Source organism: Tundrisphaera lichenicola (assembly GCF_051175385.1).
In the GTDB taxonomy this organism is placed as follows: domain Bacteria; phylum Planctomycetota; class Planctomycetia; order Isosphaerales; family Isosphaeraceae; genus Tundrisphaera; species Tundrisphaera lichenicola.
The window spans coordinates 5,078,204-5,095,303 of record NZ_CP195106.1 but is presented as its reverse complement, the minus strand read 5'-3'; the positions used below and the strand labels follow the sequence as shown (position 1 = coordinate 5,095,303).

The 17,100-nt window shown below is 56.8% G+C and carries 16 protein-coding genes; 9 read left to right on the top strand and 7 right to left on the bottom strand.

Going from position 1 to position 17,100, the window contains the following annotated elements; all coding sequences use genetic code 11:
* Positions 1-58 precede the first annotated feature (58 nt).
* From P12x_RS19910 to P12x_RS19890, 5 genes are all read left to right on the top strand, one after another.
* The gene (locus P12x_RS19910) at positions 59-1,039 is read left to right on the top strand and encodes a DnaJ C-terminal domain-containing protein (RefSeq protein ID WP_435006418.1); all 981 of its coding nucleotides are present in this window, start codon (positions 59-61) and stop codon (positions 1,037-1,039) included.
* Positions 930-1,382, top strand: coding sequence for a chaperone modulator CbpM (locus tag P12x_RS19905; protein WP_435006417.1), 453 nt, complete (start codon positions 930-932; stop codon positions 1,380-1,382). The genes P12x_RS19910 and P12x_RS19905 overlap by 110 nt, the downstream gene beginning before the upstream one ends.
* 249 nt (positions 1,383-1,631) lie before the next feature.
* Positions 1,632-2,024: a ribonuclease P protein component gene (rnpA, locus tag P12x_RS19900; RefSeq protein ID WP_435006415.1), complete on the top strand. Its 393-nt coding sequence runs from the start codon at positions 1,632-1,634 to the stop codon at positions 2,022-2,024.
* Positions 2,021-2,263 (top strand): membrane protein insertion efficiency factor YidD, encoded by a 243-nt coding sequence (gene yidD, locus P12x_RS19895; RefSeq protein ID WP_435006413.1) that lies wholly within the window; start codon positions 2,021-2,023, stop codon positions 2,261-2,263. The genes rnpA and yidD overlap by 4 nt, the downstream gene beginning before the upstream one ends.
* Positions 2,264-2,368: 105 nt before the next feature.
* On the top strand, positions 2,369-3,715 hold the full coding sequence (locus P12x_RS19890; protein WP_435006411.1) for a c-type cytochrome: 1,347 nt from the start codon (positions 2,369-2,371) through the stop codon (positions 3,713-3,715).
* Between the two features lie 424 nt (positions 3,716-4,139).
* On the opposite strand, the gene P12x_RS19885 is transcribed toward P12x_RS19890, so the two are convergent.
* The 3 genes from P12x_RS19885 to P12x_RS19875 all read right to left on the bottom strand — a co-directional run bounded on the left by P12x_RS19885 (position 4,140) and on the right by P12x_RS19875 (position 9,656).
* On the bottom strand, positions 4,140-5,231 hold the full coding sequence (locus P12x_RS19885; protein ID WP_435006409.1) for a DUF1559 domain-containing protein: 1,092 nt from the start codon (positions 5,229-5,231) through the stop codon (positions 4,140-4,142).
* Positions 5,232-5,420: 189 nt separating this feature from the next.
* Positions 5,421-9,038: a DNA polymerase III subunit alpha gene (dnaE, locus tag P12x_RS19880; protein WP_435006407.1), complete on the bottom strand. Its 3,618-nt coding sequence runs from the start codon at positions 9,036-9,038 to the stop codon at positions 5,421-5,423.
* Between the two features lie 318 nt (positions 9,039-9,356).
* Positions 9,357-9,656 (bottom strand): type II toxin-antitoxin system Phd/YefM family antitoxin, encoded by a 300-nt coding sequence (locus P12x_RS19875; protein WP_435006406.1) that lies wholly within the window; start codon positions 9,654-9,656, stop codon positions 9,357-9,359.
* A gap of 283 nt (positions 9,657-9,939) precedes the next feature.
* Between P12x_RS19875 and P12x_RS19870 the strand changes: the two genes are divergently transcribed.
* Positions 9,940-10,470, top strand: coding sequence for a hypothetical protein (locus P12x_RS19870; RefSeq protein WP_435006405.1), 531 nt, complete (start codon positions 9,940-9,942; stop codon positions 10,468-10,470).
* A 27-nt stretch (positions 10,471-10,497) separates the two neighbouring features.
* On the opposite strand, the gene P12x_RS19865 is transcribed toward P12x_RS19870, so the two are convergent.
* Positions 10,498-11,409 (bottom strand): HAD family hydrolase, encoded by a 912-nt coding sequence (locus P12x_RS19865; protein ID WP_435006404.1) that lies wholly within the window; start codon positions 11,407-11,409, stop codon positions 10,498-10,500.
* A 457-nt stretch (positions 11,410-11,866) separates the two neighbouring features.
* Between P12x_RS19865 and P12x_RS19860 the strand changes: the two genes are divergently transcribed.
* From P12x_RS19860 to P12x_RS19850, 3 genes are all read left to right on the top strand, one after another.
* Positions 11,867-13,279, top strand: coding sequence for an efflux RND transporter periplasmic adaptor subunit (locus P12x_RS19860; RefSeq protein ID WP_435006402.1), 1,413 nt, complete (start codon positions 11,867-11,869; stop codon positions 13,277-13,279).
* Positions 13,280-13,478: 199 nt separating this feature from the next.
* Positions 13,479-13,997, top strand: a complete 519-nt coding sequence (locus tag P12x_RS19855; protein WP_435006400.1) for a hypothetical protein — start codon at positions 13,479-13,481, stop codon at positions 13,995-13,997.
* A 143-nt stretch (positions 13,998-14,140) separates the two neighbouring features.
* Positions 14,141-14,947, top strand: coding sequence for a hypothetical protein (locus P12x_RS19850; protein ID WP_435006398.1), 807 nt, complete (start codon positions 14,141-14,143; stop codon positions 14,945-14,947).
* Between the two features lie 39 nt (positions 14,948-14,986).
* On the opposite strand, the gene P12x_RS19845 is transcribed toward P12x_RS19850, so the two are convergent.
* From P12x_RS19845 to P12x_RS19835, 3 genes are all read right to left on the bottom strand, one after another.
* Complete coding sequence (locus P12x_RS19845; RefSeq protein ID WP_435006397.1) at positions 14,987-15,391, bottom strand: 6-pyruvoyl trahydropterin synthase family protein; 405 nt, start codon at positions 15,389-15,391, stop codon at positions 14,987-14,989.
* On the bottom strand, positions 15,392-16,156 hold the full coding sequence (locus tag P12x_RS19840) for a 7-cyano-7-deazaguanine synthase (RefSeq protein ID WP_435006395.1): 765 nt from the start codon (positions 16,154-16,156) through the stop codon (positions 15,392-15,394).
* A gap of 174 nt (positions 16,157-16,330) precedes the next feature.
* Positions 16,331-17,080: a hypothetical protein gene (locus P12x_RS19835; RefSeq protein ID WP_435006394.1), complete on the bottom strand. Its 750-nt coding sequence runs from the start codon at positions 17,078-17,080 to the stop codon at positions 16,331-16,333.
* Between the last annotated feature and the right edge of the window lie 20 nt (positions 17,081-17,100).

The window sequence follows — 17,100 nt, the reverse complement described above, 5'->3', positions numbered from 1 at the left end:
GAAAAGTCCGGAATGGACGGGGTCGAACCAGACGAACTCGGGTGTCCCGGGGGACGGTATGGCCGCTCGCGATTATTATGAAACTCTGGGTGTGGCCCGAGATGCCACGCCTGATCAGATCAAAAAGGCTTATCGGTCTCTGGCCAGGAAGCATCATCCCGACGCAAATCCGGGGGATAAGTCTTCCGAGTCTCGATTCAAGGAGGTCCAGAACGCTTACGACATTCTTTCGGACACCGAGAAACGAGCGAAATTCGATCAATTCGGTCAAGATGCCTTCGAGGGAGGCGGCCCATTCGGACCTCGTGCCGGCGCCTCGGAATGGGCCGCTCATCAAGGTGGCCAGGGCGGGTTTGATAATATCGATCTGAGCGATTTCTTCGGCCCTTCAGCCCGGGGAGGAACCTCCCACCCCGGAGGAGAACCGGGCGGCGGTGGTATTTTCGACGATATTATCAACCGAATGCGCGGCGAGCGGGGCCAACGCAAGCGCGGTGGTCACGCCGAGCCCCAAGTCGCCGAAGCTTCGCTGACAATTCCCTTCTTGACCGCCGTCAGAGGCGGCGAGACGTCAATCGAGTTCGAGCGGCAGCAAGGTCAGCATGAGACTAAAGTCGTCAAGATCCCGGCCGGGATCGACTCGGGGTCGAAGCTCCGGCTCCGAGGGCAGGGCGACCCTTCCGGACAGCTTGATCTAGTGATCACCGTGACGGTAGAACCACATCCCTACTTCACCCGCGACGGCCGCGACCTCTCGGTCGAAGTCCCGATCGGAGTGGCCGAGGCTATCCTCGGAGCCAAGGTCGAAGTGCCGACGATCGATGGCCTCAAAACTCTGACTATCCCACCTGGGACCAGCACGGGACAGAGGCTTCGCCTTCGAGGTCAGGGAGTGGCCGCCTCCAAATCGCTCCCCGTGGGCGACCTTTATGTCATTATCAAGGTCGTTGTCCCGAAGTCGATCGATGAGGAAAGTCGCCGTCTCATCGAGGAGTTTGCGCGGATCAACCCGGCCCGACCGCGGGAAGGGCTCTGGTAACGGGACCGGCAAGAGGACCTACTCCGTGGAACCGTCTATCCTCCCTCGCGAACTCGTGGCCCGGCAACTTTCGATCTCGACGACCACACTACTCCGATATGAGGACCGTGGACTTGTCCGGTCCATTCGAAGCGGAGAGGTCGAAGGTTACGGCCCGGCGGAGATCCGACGACTCTGGAGCATCACGACTTTCCAGCGTGACCTCGGCATCAATCTTGCTGGAATTGAGGTAATCCTCCAACTGAAAGATCAGATGGACTTTACTCGCGAACGGCTCGATCATCTCGCACGTTCTCTTCGTGAGATTTTTGAGGAGGAAGGCTCGAACGATGTCCGGGGATGAGGATACCCGGCGGGTGAGGTTGCCCACCTCCGTCCTGAGACGGAGAGATCTAAAGCCGTCCGATCGGATCCGGATTGGTCGGGCCGCAGTGATCCTGCTTGCTTGGGGATTATTGGCTTCGACCGTCATGGCACTCCTGGCTCTTTGGCATCTGATTCGTCGTGGGAGGATCCTGCGTGCGAACCTGTCTCCCCCAAGGATCGTTACTTTGCCCGAGATCGCCCCGAATCCCGAGGCTTCTCCTCCCCCTTGATCGAATGGATCGTCATGTCCTCGGCTACGTTCCGGCCTCACGAGCGAATTGCCGATCCGGCTGTCTTTCGCAATGCCTTCGAGCGTAAAAAATCCGCGTCCGATCCCTTCCTGATCATCTATGGCCTGGAGAATTCGCTCGGGCATCCTCGATTGGGCATTTCTGCGTCGAAACGGAAGATTCGAAAGGCCGTGGACCGGAATCATGCCAAGCGGATTCTTCGCGAAGCATTTCGATTGAACAAGGCCGAACTTCCTCCTGGAGTCGACCTGATTGTGGTGCCTAAAGGAGCGTTTTTGACCTTCGATCAGGCGTCCCGCTCGCTCCCGACCCTGGCGAGGGCGGTCGCCCGACGACTCGGAGTGGCAGTGGCCAAGGCCTCATCATGATTAGAAAGTGTGGTCGGGCATTGGATAGGGCGGTAACAAGGGGTGTCATTGCCCTAATTCGCATATATCAATGGACGCTCAGCCCACTGATCGGCCCTGCCTGTCGATTCGAGCCGTCTTGCAGTCGTTACATGACCGAATCAATGCTAAAGTATGGCCTGATTCGTGGCCTGGTCCGTGGACTATCGAGACTGGGACGATGCCACCCCTGGAATCCTGGAGGATTTGATCCCCCCTGAGCTTGAGCCGGGCGATTTGGCCATTTCCGATCACCGGTCACTAGCCTATAACAAAAGATGAGTCATCGGAATTTTTCTTTTCCACGAGATTCCACCGAGGGATTCATGGGCTGGGTCACTCGAATAGTAATCACATGTATCGGCCTCTGGTTCTCGGCTTTCCAGGCTCCCGCGTCCGAGGAAGAAGCATCGGCCGCCGACAGGGGGCGGATTGCACTCACCTCGACGGGTTACCTGAGGCCGTCCTGGTCAGCCGAGGCGTATCAATCGGTCGCTTCCTTCTGGGGAAATTCCGGGATCGAGGCGAAAGGCGATCCGATGGAATTCGCCGAATCGTTCAACCGCAGGTATGGAATGCACCCGGCTCCCTATCCGAATGACGGACTTCCCATGGGGCTCCGTCGCGGGAATGCGGCGGATGGCTCGAAGCGGGGAATCGCCATCGATTGCATGACCTGTCACGGAGGTTCGATCGGCGGTACAAGTTACGTGGGTCTTGGAAATACTCAACTCGACTTGAAGTTACTTTTCCAGGAGATGATGCAGGCGGAGGGGAAACGACTCCCGCCCAGCACCTTCGTGATCAATTCTTCACGTGGCACGGTAAACGCCGGAATGTTCTCGGTCGTCCTCTTGAGCCTCCGCAATGCGGATCTCTCGTTTCGGCTATTCCCGCTACCATTAGGCGCGAATCTTCCCGAACTCGATGTTCCCGCCTGGTGGCTCCTCGGTAAGAAGGAGACGATGTACTACGATGGGCGGACCGATGCCAAGGCCGTGCGCACGAACATGCAATTTATGTTGGGCGAGAAGACCCTGGATGAGTTCAAGAAATTGGAACCGACTTTTCGCGACATTCAAGCCTACCTCAAGAGCTTGAAGCCACCCAAGTATCCCTTTCCGATCGATGCCGCTCGAGCCGATCTTGGAAAATCAATTTTCGATAAGGCTTGTTCGAAGTGCCACGGGACCTATGGCGTGGAGGGGACCTACCCCAATCGAATTGTGGATCTTAAGACAATTGGAACCGACCCAGCAAGAGCTCTTGGTATCGCGCCTCGTTTTGTCGCACATTACAATGCGACCTGGTTCGGGAAAGAAGCGGCCGTCGATGAGATCATGACCGGCTACCAAGCTCCTCCCCTTGATGGAGTATGGGCAACTGCTCCTTACCTCCACAACGGTTCAGTTCCGACGCTCGGCACACTTCTGAAGTCGTCAGATCGTCCCAGTCGCTTCTACAGGCCTCCTTCGACGGAATTCGAATATTTCGACCAATCTAAAGTTGGCTGGATGTATACAATTCCCGGCGATACCAACAATGACCCTGAAAAAGTCCGGTGGCTCTTCGATTCGTCTCGTTTCGGTCTTGGAAATGGCGGGCATACCTTCGGTGATTCACTAAATGACGAGGAACGTAATAATCTGATCGAATACCTTAAGACCCTTTGAGCCCTGAATTGAGCCTCGGGCGAGACAATTAGAGCAATCAAGGCGAGTAGCTCACATCAAGAGCGACTGAGCTAGCCAAGCCTCTCTGGAAGGGGAAGTGGTAGGCCGTTCTTGGTTTTGCGAGTCGAATCATAGTCAAGTTGGTCGATTAGACTTGAAACTTGGTCGAGGCTTTCGTCATCATCTGTGCCTTCCGAAGCAAGAACTTCCCCGAGTTACCGGTTCCCACGTCGGTGAAGCACATTTAATAATCTCGCCAGGAAGCGGGACTCGGTTCCCGTTCTGTCGAGGTCACGAGGTTGAGTACTTGTCCCTGTTGACCACTCATTTCACCTAAAAATACTCGCACGTGATGATAAAACACGAGGCTTCGGAACGGTGGGTTCCGAAGCCTCGTGTCATTAATTGCTAATCGGGTTAGGGATCAATACTGATCGGCTGAAACGACCTCGCCACCATTGAGCGTCACGAGGCTCCGCAAGATGACAACATTCGTCGAATCCTTGAGGAACTTAACGCTACCGTCGCCGAAAAGGCAGTTAGCTCCGCCCGGGTGAAAGCTGAAGATCTCGTCGTTGGCCCCGGCGTTATTCCCGCCAGTGCTCAGAGGGCCGGGCGGAAGCTGCCATCCTGACTGCTCGTGAGAGGGATTGGACTTGTTGTTAATCTGACCCGAGACACCGAAGCCACCATCGGCCTCGGCCCATCGCCAGTAGCGAAGTCCCAGGCCATTATCGGTGGGGGAATAGATGTTAACTCGCAGGCCGGTAAAAGCCGCAGGGGCCGTTCCACGAATGTAAGGGCTGATGAACCGGGGATCGCGACCCGCGTCTTCTGCGATGGCAATCGTGTTGCTGGTCCCGTCGGTAATCTCGGCGATGGCCGTCTTGCCCTGCTTGAGCATCCCGTTGGCTCGGAACAACTTATTACGGAACGGGGTCGCAGATCCGGGAGTTGTCGCCACTCCGGTCGGATTGATATCCGTGTAAACGGTCGGGCCGTAATCCGCAACACCATATCCACCAACGATATTCGCTTCGAGGTCGGTTGCCGGGGCCGAAGCGGGGCCTTCCTTCAAACCACCCGAAGAACGGGTCGCGCTCGGGCAAATGAAGACGTTCAGGCCGGTGGTGAACGCCGTGGTGTTTCCGAGGCTCGAGTGGTTGTATTCGTAGTTAAAGTTAACCGTGTTGAAGATCGTCGTCCCTTCGAGGTACTGAAGGAGACGAGCGAGAGTGCTGTAATTGCCGTCAACGAACTGGGTGGAAGGGGGGGAGGTGCTGAAATTCGTCGACTCACCACCGGTCGGGAAGCAACCGTTGCTGCTCTCGTAGTTGTGGAGAGCGAGGCCAATCTGCTTCAGATTGTTAACACACTGCGTTCTACGGGCGGCCTCGCGGGCGGCCTGGACCGCCGGAAGGAGCAAGGCGATCAGAACGGCGATGATCGCGATCACGACCAGAAGCTCAATCAGAGTGAACGCACGACGACCAGAGAGTGACCTCGGCGAAATCATGGAGAGGCGACCTTTCCAGCAGGATTGAGAACTGAGACGCATTCGAGGAAGCTGCCCTAGCGGGAAGTATAGAGGGCGACCTTGTAGATTTTGTGAAGAGACCATGTCCTAGCCGAGAGGCTTTACATTTATGACTAACTATTTTCTGTTGCCTCCTTAGTGGGAAACTCGCCGCCCGATCCGTTCCGGTCAACTATCATCGTCTTCAAGACCGGCACGATCTTCGTAAATAGACGGAGCGTTCGTTGCAACCGGTTGGCTTCGCGCTGCATTGCGACCCGCCGCGCCCCGCTGACCGATCATTCGGATGTTATCCAATCCGAAGGTAGATTCCAGATCGGCCAACATTCGCTCATCGTGGCGGATCTTGAAGTTGGCCCCAGCCTTGTAGATGGCCCGTTGTACCGTGGCGAGCCCGTAGACCTCCAGGTAGAGATCGAGATTCCCGGGATAAGCTCGAATTGTCCGGAACAATCGTTCGACATCGACGATCTGAGTGCTTCCCTTGTGAAGGGTGACAAGTAGACCTTTGGAGAGTTCGGCAGGTCCCCGCTCGAACGGGATGACCTTGTTGATGATGAGCTCGGCCGGATCTCGCCGACGATCGAGCTTCCCCCGGACGAAGCAAATCCGGTCGTTGGCCAGCAATGACTCGTTGTTGGCGAAATCCTCAGGCCAGAGCATCGCGGGGATCGACCCCGTGAGATCTTCGAAGGTCAGCTTGCACATTCGGGTCAGCCCAGAACGACTCTTCTGAACGTTCTTGAGTTGAAGATTGACGATCAGGCCTCCCAGTACCACGTCGGATTTCTCCGCGACCATGCCCAGGTCGGAGATCGAGTGACTGGCGAGCGCCTGTAGTGTCGAGGCATGGCGGGTCAGGGGATGACTCGACATGTAGAAACCGAGGGCTTTTTTCTCCTCAGCCAATCTCTCGACATCGGGCAATTCGGGGATATCGGGAAGACCAATCGACGCCGATGCCGTCTCGACCTCTGTCGTCGAGGCGGAGGAGTCAAACATGTCAAAAAAGTGCTTCTGATTACCCTGACGTACCTTTTGGAGGGCCTGCCCTCCCTGGACGGCACGCGGGAGGATCGCCAGGAGTTGACTCCGCCTTGCGCCGAGATTGTCGAACGCACCCGCCTTGATCAGCGTCTCGGCGCAACCCTGGCTGACGGCATTGGCAGGGATCCTCTCGAAGAAATCACCCAGGTCACGAAAAGGCCCCCCCTCGACACGAACCTTGACGATCGATTCTACCGCTTTATATCCGACCCCTTTGATCGCACCGAGCCCGAACTCGACCTGACCGGGTTTGGCGACGCTGAAGTTCAGCTCTCCCGCATTGACGTTCGGGGAGAGGACTTCGATTCCCATCCTTCGACAATCTTCGATGTGGTCGACGAAGTACTTCTCACGCTCCGCACCATCCATCTCGGAAGAGAGGAGTGCCGCCATGAACTCGGTCGGATAGTGGGCCTTGAGATAGGCGGTCTGGTAAGCAACCAGGGCGTAGGCACATGTGTGCGATTTGTTGAAGCCGTATCCGCCGAAGAACTCGATGAGGGCAAAGATATCCTCGGCCTTCTTCCGATCCAGCCCGCGTTCCGAGGCCCCTTCGACGAACTGCTTGCGACCCTGGGCGATCACCTCCATCTTCTTCTTGGAGATCGCCTTGATGCACGCGTAGGCCTGAGAGAGTTCGATCCCACCCAATCGATTCAGGATCCGCATCACCTGTTCCTGGTAGACCATCACGCCGTAGGTCTCTTCCAGGACTTCTTTCATCACCGGATGGTGATAGACGGGTTGTTTCCGCCCGTGCTTGACGTCGACATATTCGTCGACCATCCCTCCGTTGAGCGGGCCTGGCCGGTAAAGCGCCAGGATGGCGATGAGGTCCGCGAAACGGTCGGGCTTCATCTTGACCAGGAGGTCGCGGATCCCGGCGCCGTCGAGTTGGAACAGGCCCTTGGCTTCTCCACGCTGGAGAAGGGCATATGTGGCCGGGTCGTCCAGGGGAAGCTTGTTGATGTCGGGAGGAAGGTCGTCGTGGCGGGAGTTGATCAGCCGGACGGCCGCATCGAGGCTGGTCAGATTCCGGAGTCCCAGGAAGTCCATCTTGAGGAGGCCGGCCTTCTCGACGTCCCCCATTTCCCACTGGGTGCTGACGACTTCCTTTTCTTTGTCTTTATTCGGAAGCCTCTGGAGCGGGACCAGATCTCGAAGAGGTCGGTCGGCGATCACGACGCCGGCGGCGTGGGTCCCGACGTTCCGTGCGGTCCCTTCGAGCCTCGTGGCGTAATCGAAGAGTTTCTTCAGTTCGGGGTCTTCTTCGGTTAGCCGCTTTAGCGCGGGTTCCTCGTCGAGCGCCTCTTCGAGCGAGATCCCGAGCCGGGCCGGGATCAACTTGGTGATCTGGTCGACTCGAGCCAGCGGGATGCTGAGGGCACGGCCAACGTCCTTGAGGGCGGCCTTGGCGGCCATCGTCCCGAACGTCCCGATCTGGGCGACGTTGTCGGCACCGTACTTCTCGCGAACATAGGCGATGACCTCGACCCGTCGATCCTTGCAGAGGTCGATGTCGATGTCCGGTGCTTCGGACCGGTTCGGATCGAGGAATCGTTCGAACAGGAGATCGTAAACCAGCGGGTCGACGTGGCTCAGGTAGAGCAGGTAGCTGACCAGGGCACCACAGGCCGAACCTCTGGCCGAATTCGGGATCCCGTTCTCCCGGGCATATCGGACGAAGTCCCAGACGATCAAGAAGTATGAGGCAAACCCCATCCGATTAATGACGCCCAACTCGTGCTCCATCCGGTCAATCGCGACCTGGGAAGGGGCATTGTCATAACGTTCGCGGAGTCCTTGTTCGCAGAGTTCGCGGAGATATTCTTCCGGGGTCTTCTCGCCGGGAGGCTTGAACGAGGGGAATTGTCGCTTCCCGAGGTTCAGGCTCTTGTAGTTATCCTCGACCATCTCGGCGATCCGGACCGAGGTGGCCAGGGCCTCCTCGTGTCCTGGGAGCGCCGCGTACATCTCGTCGGGGCTCCGGACGTGAAACTGGTCGTTTTCGAATCGCATCCGGTTCGGGTCGTCGAACGTTCGACCGGTATTGATACAGAGAAGGATGTCGTGAACCTCGGCGTCCTCCTGCATCAAATAGTGGGCGTCGCTCGTGGCGACTAGAGGTAGGCCCATCTTCCGCGCGAGATCCGAGGCGGCCTGCTCGTGGTCCTTCTGGATTTGAATTCCGTTGCACTGAATCTCAACGAAGAAATTTTCCTCGCCGAAGATCTTCTGGTACCAGGCGCACAATTTTTCAGCGTCGGCCGACTTGCCGTGAAGTACGTGATCGGAAAATTCGGAGGAAACGCAACCCGAAAGGCAAATCAGGCCCTCGGAATGTCGTTCGAGGATCTCCTTGTCGATCCGAGGCTTGTAATAGAAGCCCTCAAGGAACGCCATGGAGGAGAGTCGCATGAGGTTGCGGAAACCTTCGCCATTCTTGGCCAGTAACGTCAGGTGAAAGTTGTGCTCGTTTCCCGAGAACCCTCCTCCCGATCGCTCCGTCCTCCGGAAAGGCGCCACATAGGCCTCCATACCCAGGATAGGCTTGAAGTCGGCCGCCTTGGCTTCTCGGAGGAATTCCACGGCTCCGTGGAGATTGCCGTGATCGGTAATTGCCAGCGCAGGCATACCCAGAGCCTTGGCCCGTTTGACCAGGGCGGGGACCTTGCTCGCCCCATCCAGAAGACTGTAATGGCTGTGGCAGTGCAAATGGACGAAAGGTCGGCTCGACATCAATCACCTCGGTTAGGTCGAGTCCTCGAAACACATGCCTGTTCGGATCGCCGAGCAGTGAACAAAGGTGAGGTTCCATGTTACTCGAACAAGGACCGCTAATCCATCGGACTCGACGATTCCTTCGAAATGGATCGGATGGCCATGCCCTGACCTGAATGCCACGATGGCCCTCTTGCTCGTGGATAATCGGCGGATCGGATTAACCCGAAATGACGCGAGATCGACCCGTGGCCCAGGAACGGCCATTCGGGTCGATCTCGATTCGGCGGGGAATTCGGGCGTTAAAGATGGGTGGAACGGGATGGTCGGTCCCGATCAGACGCCCGCGGCGACGAGTCCCTCGCGAAGCTCGCCGGCTTCGGAGAGATCATCAGAAGAAGTGGAAGCTTCCAAGCCCTGGACCAGGGCTCCGAGTTGAAGGGCGAGCAGGCGATCTTCGGGGGTGTGGCCCCTCAGCAGAGCGAGGAAGGCTTCCGCCCCGATCAGGACGGCCTTCGGCTTGCTATGGATCGTCAGCACGAAGCGATTCGAGGGATTCTCGAGAGACTCCAGGACCTTGGGCAGGTCGCGGTGCAACTCGCGGCTCCCGATGTAGCGAACGCGGGGCTGGGGCATCACCATCCTCTGGGCCGTGATTGGCCAGCTAACGAAATTGGGGAAGTCGAGGCGATGGGAACCGACACGCCTCGTGTGATAGGTAAAACGAATGTTAACTCCCTCCCGTCACTCCGTCAACAAGATCGAAGAACCTTTATCGAAATGACACGATCAGGCAGTTCGTCCGATCTGGCCAGGTCACCGATCCGGATTGACCTCAATTCGGGGATTCGCTAGGGTGCCGCGCGAGCCATAGCAGCAAGAATGCCGGTGGACCCGGCGTCCATCTGGGAGTCGGAAGATGCGAGGAAATTCCTTCGTACTGACCATGGTCTCGGCCCTCTTGATGGCCGGATGTTCGACCACAGGGCCTTTCGGAAGGGAACGGTTGGCCCTCCCGGTCGGGCCGTCCTACGTGGGGGGCCGAGGAACGCAGGTTTACCCCATCTCGGACAACCTGATCCCGAACGTCAAGGAGGCGATGGGAGACGTGGGGATGCGCGAGATCCTCCAGTCTCAAGACCCATCGGGCCTGATCATCCTGGAAGCCAGGACCGCCGATCAACGACGTGCACGGGTCACACTTCAGAACTCAGGGCTCCGCTCGGTCGTCTCGGCAAAGGTCGGATGGATCGGCGACGAGCCTATCACGAGAGCTCTTCTCGACCGAATTGCTTCTCGACAGGGGACGTTCGAGAGCTCAACCCCGATCGAAGCCGCTCCCGACCAGCCCTCCCAACCGTTCATCTCACGCCAGGCCGTGCCGGATTCGACCATGCTCCGAGATCAGACCGACGCCGGATACAATCCCTCGGTCATTACAAATCCCTAATATTCGGTCGAATCAGCCTGCACCGAGTCACTCCCCCAGCAAAAAATCCTCGATCAACATGGCGACACCGTCCTCGTCATCTTCGCCGGTGACGAGGTCGGCCACTTCCTTGACCGCAGCGCAGGCATGTCCCATCGCTACCCCCAGTCCGGCACCTCGAATCATTGGGATGTCGTTCATGTCGTCACCCACCGCGCAGACCTCCGAAGGATTCACATTCCAGTGGCGGGCCAACTGAAGTAGGGCTGACCACTTGTTGGCATCATGCCGAAGGACTTCGCACATCGTACCCGAGTAGCGCGGAGACTTCTGCACGAAGGTCTGGACCCGACCTGGAAGATTTTCGTGGATCAAGTCGTCAAACTCTTTCATCGTCGACCGGGTTCCGATGGCACAAAGATGAAAATGCCCCGGCCCTGGATTCTCGACCCATCCCGAGTTGATCTCGGCGTAAGGTCGATTCTGATCGAGATAGTCGTCGAAAAGGCGACGGCCTGAGTGAGCGTGACTGACCAGAAAGTCGAGGCTCTCATTCGATCGATCGGTGAAAGAAAGAACTGGCTCGTTCCGATGGTGGAAGATGTTCAAAATCTCGCCCAGCAATCCTTCCTCGAAATCGGCTCGCCACAACGTTCGATGTTCGGTTGAATCCTTGAGAATCGCGCCGGAGTTGCAGACTAACGGGCCATGGATGCCGAGTTTCTCCGCGATCGACAGCGCGCGGCGGTATCTTCGTCCGGTACATAAGATAGGGCGAATTCCAGCTTCCGCAGCCCGATTGACGGCATGAATCGTCCGATCCCGGAGATTCCCCTCGCGGTCCAATATCGTTCCATCAATGTCCAAAGCCAGAATCTTAAATCGGTGGGAATGCAAAATCGAAACTCCCCTGCAATAAGGACTTACCACCGCCAGGAGAGTGTATTCGTCTTCCCTCATCTCGGCAAATTTCAGACGACGAAATGTCGCCAACGAGAAAATGATACAAAATTCGACTATTGTGATCCAAAAATTGTTTTACAATAAAAGAGGACCGAAGGTTGACCGAACCGAAGAGAATGTCCAAACTAATGCTAGATCGTGAGCGAGGCCTACCATGAATCCCCGCCTAGCCTGCCTTCCTCGGTGAGAACAGCCCGTGATACTCGATCTTCCTGCTTGGAGAAGATCGAGCAATCTGCGTCGGTTCTTACAGTCCCAGAATTGGAGCCATCCAGTGTCGTCCCACCCCCACCCTTCATCGCTTTTGGTTGCGCCACCCACCGAGCATTCTGCGGGGATCACGGAGAATGTCGCGAGTGCCTCAAGGGGAAAGGGTCGGTCGCGGTTACATTGGGCCATTGTTCTCCTCTGCGCAGTCTCGATGTTCGGTGGGATCACAGCGGGAATCGTTGCGTTGCTCCCGGGCTATCTGGGTAATAGTGAAGAGATCGCCAAAATCCCTCGGGCGACGGTTTCCAGGGTCGATCTTGGTACCGTGCTGACGGCCTCCGGGACTGTCGAAAGCGCCAAGAACACGCTGATCGAATGCCAACTTGAGCGACTCAATTTTTACAGTAATGGTCAGCGACTCGAGACGGGCGGGGCTTCGACGATTCTCTGGCTCATTGACGAAGGCACCACGGTCAAGAAGGGAGATATTCTCTGCCGACTCGACGCCTCGGACTATTTGGAACTCGTCCGTCAACAACAGATAAAGACCGAGCAAGCTCGAGCAATCCTGGCAACCGGCAAATTGAACTTAGAAGTTGCGGAACTGGCTCTCCAAGAATACCAGGAAGGTGTCCAGAAGCAGACGGTTCAGAGTCTCGAAGGGCAGATCGCCCTGGCCGAGTCGAACCTTGAACGTTCGAGCGATCGTCTGCGTTGGACCGCAAGGATGCTCACCAAGGGCTATGTCGCCGCTACGCAGCGTTCCACGGCCATTCGGGATGAAAAACTCGCTGAGAACGAGTTGTTGAGTACGCGATGGATCCTGAAAAACCTCAAGAATTTCGGGATCCCGATGACCCTAAAGTTGCTCGTGAGCGAAGTCGAAAAACGTCGCTTCGAGGTGTCCGCGAATTCTCAGCGACTCACCCGTACCGAGGCTCGCCTCAAGCATTACCAGTCGATGGTAGATTTCTGCACAATCCGGGCTCCGCACGACGGCTTCGTCATTTATGCCGTCAACCGACGATCCAGCAAGCCCCGGATCGAACCAGGAGTCGAAGTCCAGCAGAACCAGGATCTCTTCCTCCTCCCCGACCTAGCTCGAATGCAAGTTTCGACTTATTTTCATGAATCAGTTGCCAAACAAGTCCGGAAGGGGATGCGGGCCAAGGTCAGGATCGAGGGCCTGGCAAATCGAACACTCGAGGGTGAGGTCGTTTCGATTGGCCCGCTCCCGACCAGCCCCAACTGGTTCAGCGATGAGGTCAAATATTTTGTCGGTAACGTCAAACTGGACTCTGCACCCGACGGTTTGCTCCCCACGATGACGGCCGAGGTGGAGGTTGACGTCGATCGACGCCACGACGTCCTTGCTGTGCCGACCGAGGCTGTGGCGGTCGAGAATGGCGAGGAAGTTTGCTATGTCGCCGGGGTCGAAGGGCTCACGCGCCGCGCTGTGACTCTCGGGAAGGCCGACCGCGACCTCTTGGAAGTAACCGAAGGTTTGAAGGAGGGAGACCAGGTCGTTCTGAATCCGAACAGCATCGATGATCTAGGATCCATGCTGACCGTTCCTGGTCCATTGGAAGAGCACCGTTCTGAAAATTCGTCGGCCCTTGGTTCCTCGGGATTTTCGTCGGATTTCTCTGTGGAGTAGGCGGTAGTAGCCGGCCGACCGCCTGTGTTACCTCCTATCGTTAGTATTAAACTAACTGGTCGGTAGTCGATCTGATGGCAGCATTTTCGTTGTAATTTGGGGGATTTGGGGGTCGATCACTAAATAGAGTCCGGATTCCCAGGAACCCGGACTATTCTGGAAAACCGACCCAAATCATCATCCCCGGAAACAACTCGCGATGGCCACCAAACGAGTGGCGCCGAAATCCATGGGATCGGCGTCACCTACCGCTCCGCTGGGTACGGCACTTCTGCTGAGTGCGGCCCTCTGTTACGGACTGGGCACCTTGTTCGCTAGGGGTCGATTGTCCTGGCCTCCCGATCAGTTGCTCGCCAGCATCTTCACGGTCGCTGGCTGTCTGGCATTGATCGGCCCCATCGTGCTTTATCGACGCGACCCCTCGGAAATCGGGCTGGGTGAATTGCTCTGGATGGCAGGCGGGTTGATCGTCTGGGTCTTCGATTTGGCCTCGATCGCCAAAGGAGAGGCGAGATCGATTTCCTGGGCTACCCCTCTCGGCTATCAACCCATGGGGCTGACCATCCTAGCGATCCTCCTGGCAACAGCGCGATCCCGGGTCGGGGGCTCGAACTGGGCATGGACCAATGTCCTGGGTTGGTTGCTGGGGATCTTCTGGGTTGCGATGGCTGCGACGACTCTGATCCCCGGACGAGTCCTTGGGCTGGCCATGCGTTGATCGCCTCGTGGACGCTTGACGGGCCCGGGCTCGACGATTAATTTCGATACACTTAGGTCTAGCGACGGACCTTCCATTCTTAACCTATCTCGTCGCTCGATCGCGAGGCGCGACAAGTCGCCTTATCAGAAGGAGTCCGTGAAGTGGCCACTGACCAAAGTACAACCACAGGGACGAAGGACCCGGCAGAGACCGAGGTCATTGAAAACGAGCTGCCAGCCTATAGGGCGATCAGTGCGGGCTCGATTGTTAGCGTGGTCTTGGGTGTAGGGTCGGTCTTCTGCTTTACCGACCTCTGGTTCCTGATCGTCGCGGCTGCCGGAGTGTTGGTCGGCCTACTCTCGATCCGGAAGATTCGGCGCTTCCCCGAGATCTTGACTGGCAGCAATTACGCCAAGGTCGGAATCGGGCTATCCCTGGTCTTTGCCCTTTCGTCCGTGACCCATGAAGTGGCCTCCAAGTTCCTGATCGACCATGATGCTAGTCGCTTCGCTAGACAATTCACCGATGTGATCAAAGACCAACCGGTCAACATGGTTCTTTGGTATCAGCAACCGGTGGAATATAGGAAGACGAAGACCCCCGACGAGATCGCCGAAGAAGTCAAACAAACGAAGAATCCGATGACCGCAGATCCCTACCGAGAAAAGATCGCTAGCGTGACTCGGATCAAGCAGCGATTGAGCGGACAGGGAGAGCAGATTCGTTTTGCCAAGATCGAATCCAAGGCGGTCGATGGGCTGACCGTGTATGCAAATGCTTTGTTCGAGCTTGACGGACCCGGAAGCCCGGACTTTCCCGAGAAGGAACAATTCTTCCTCGTGGAGATGATGAAAAATCCGGGTGCCCAGGCCAACGATTGGATCGTGAGGGAGATCCGCTACCCTTACAAGCCAGCTTCATCGTTCGTTAACATTGTCAAGCCGGTGGACGATGGTCACGGTCATTGAGAATATGATCGAGGACCTTGACCCGCTTTCATGGATCGGTCAGCCTCGCCGATATCCGGCGTGGCAGTTATCGGTCTCCCAGAGCAGGACCTCGACCACCGGCAGCCCTTGACTGATCGCCTGGTCGTAGATCAGGCGGGCGATGTTCTCGGCGGTTGGATTCGTATCCATGATGAAGACCCGCTCTCCGTGTTCTAACAGAATCGGCAAGAGCGGGTCTTCTCGACATAGAAGTAAATTGTGGTCGAGATTTTCGTCGATCCATCGCTGAACATGTCGTTTGATCTCGCCGAAATCGACGAGCATTCCCTTTTCATCAAGCATCGGAGCTTCGAGCGAGATCACGGCTCGCCCGTTGTGCCCGTGTAGATGGCGACATTTCCCGTCGTAGTTGAGCAGGCGATGGCCGTAGCAGAATGAGATCTCTCGGGTCACGCGATACATTTAAAATTCTCGATGGTGGCTGGTTTGAGGTTGGGCATAAATGGTCGGGTCTTCCATTCCAGCGTCTCGAAAGGCGCGACGCCGCTCGGCGCATTTATTGCAGCCACCGCATTGTGACCTTTCGACCGGGCTCAAGCACGACCAGGTTTCTCTTAGTGGAAGATCATTGCCAAGCCGAATCACGTCGATTTTCGAGAATTTCGCGAAGGGTCGGATAAGTTTGATCGGAGACCCGACTTTCTCATCAAGCACCCTCTCCAGGGACTCAAAATAATCGTGACGGCTATCCTCGAATGGATTTGATTCGAGAATTCCCAGGGCCAGGGTACTGATGCCCCTGAGACGGCACCATAGCGCAGGCTTGGCGATGAGCAGCAGGTTTCGACCGGGTAAATGCACAGCCTCATCGGGCGAGTCGGCCCCGGGAACCATCGGGCCTTCAAGGCTCCAGTGAGTTCCGTAGACGTCGGCCACGGGCTCATCAATCACCTTGAGGGGTCCGAGGCCAGGGCGTCGAACCTGATGGAGGAACCTCCTGAGGATGGCCAACTCGACGGACTCCCAGCGGAGTCCAAATCGCACGTAGACCGGCTCGACCCGTCCGAAGGTCCGGAGCAAATGCACGCAAAGCACCGCACTATCAATCCCGCCGCTCACCAGCACGGCTGCTGTTTCGCGACGTTCACTGTCGAGCATAATTCCCGATCTCGAACTTTCAGAATCAGAAACCATCGAGCCACTGGATTCTTCGAACTTCCACCACATCCTTCGTCCACTCGACAGATAATTGTAGTCGTCACCTCCTCATCAACAACACGAAGGAGACCCAATCGTCAGTCAGAACAGATACGGGAACATGGTGGAAAGCCTGGAATGGACCACGGACGCCTCGCCTACCCGCCGGAGCCAGTGTCGATTGCTCGCCATTCCCAGAATGCCTCAGAAACGGGCCGTGCGGAACCATCCCAGCGCATCTGCATTCTTGTAGTAAGTCGTGCCAAGCACCCGGCAGATCACCAGGGCCACATAGAGTGTAAATACCCAGCAGGCCCAGAGACCCAGCATACCCAACCCGACACTCGCGGAATGTTGGAGTACGTAAGTCCAGGCGGCCAGACAAATGACGAGACAAAGTCCAGTCACCAGGCATGGTCCGAGATAATTCCAACCCAATCGGGTGATCGATCTGAAAATGGTTATGGGATTGGCCGCGAGCAAGGTCTCATGGAGGAGTGCGGCCATCAGACCAAGTTGTGCGTAGGCGGCTCCGATGATCGCCAGATCAGTGAATAGAAACCAATCCATCCAGTCGATCTTACCGCAATTTACCCAGTAAACCACAGCTGGAAGGCCTCCCACGGCCAGCCCCATCAGCCCAGCCCAGATCCATCGTCCCATCTCATCGAGTATCTCCATTCGGTTCCAGGTGGGAAACCGAGGGTGATCATCCTCACCAGTCGCCGAAGAGGCGATCACTCGACCGAGAAAGATCAGGATGTAACCGATCGTCAGCGAAACACTCACGACCAAGGGGAGCGTGAAAGGGAGAATCAGTAAGGCGACCGGATTTAATGCATTGCCGGGTCGGAAGTGAACCATCATATCAAGGACCGGCAAAGCCATGATCGCCAGGAATGGCGGCAGGAAGACGAGTAGCGCTACGCCCGGTCCATCGACAAGCGGATACACGAAGCATGATCGAAGCGTCA

Excerpts from the sequence above, each read along its gene's own strand:
- P12x_RS19910 (WP_435006418.1), top strand. The coding sequence starts at position 59 with ATGGCCGCTCGCGATTATTATGAAACTCTGGGTGTGGCCCGAGATGCC.
- P12x_RS19905 (WP_435006417.1), top strand. The coding sequence starts at position 930 with ATGTCATTATCAAGGTCGTTGTCCCGAAGTCGATCGATGAGGAAAGTC.
- yidD (WP_435006413.1), top strand. The coding sequence starts at position 2,021 with ATGATTAGAAAGTGTGGTCGGGCATTGGATAGGGCGGTAACAAGGGGT.
- P12x_RS19890 (WP_435006411.1), top strand. The coding sequence starts at position 2,369 with ATGGGCTGGGTCACTCGAATAGTAATCACATGTATCGGCCTCTGGTTC.
- P12x_RS19885 (WP_435006409.1), bottom strand. The coding sequence starts at position 5,231 with ATGATTTCGCCGAGGTCACTCTCTGGTCGTCGTGCGTTCACTCTGATT.
- dnaE (WP_435006407.1), bottom strand. The coding sequence starts at position 9,038 with ATGTCGAGCCGACCTTTCGTCCATTTGCACTGCCACAGCCATTACAGT.
- P12x_RS19875 (WP_435006406.1), bottom strand. The coding sequence starts at position 9,656 with ATGCCCCAGCCCCGCGTTCGCTACATCGGGAGCCGCGAGTTGCACCGC.
- P12x_RS19870 (WP_435006405.1), top strand. The coding sequence starts at position 9,940 with ATGCGAGGAAATTCCTTCGTACTGACCATGGTCTCGGCCCTCTTGATG.
- P12x_RS19865 (WP_435006404.1), bottom strand. The coding sequence starts at position 11,409 with ATGAGGGAAGACGAATACACTCTCCTGGCGGTGGTAAGTCCTTATTGC.
- P12x_RS19855 (WP_435006400.1), top strand. The coding sequence starts at position 13,479 with ATGGCCACCAAACGAGTGGCGCCGAAATCCATGGGATCGGCGTCACCT.
- P12x_RS19845 (WP_435006397.1), bottom strand. The coding sequence starts at position 15,391 with ATGTATCGCGTGACCCGAGAGATCTCATTCTGCTACGGCCATCGCCTG.
- P12x_RS19840 (WP_435006395.1), bottom strand. The coding sequence starts at position 16,156 with ATGTGGTGGAAGTTCGAAGAATCCAGTGGCTCGATGGTTTCTGATTCT.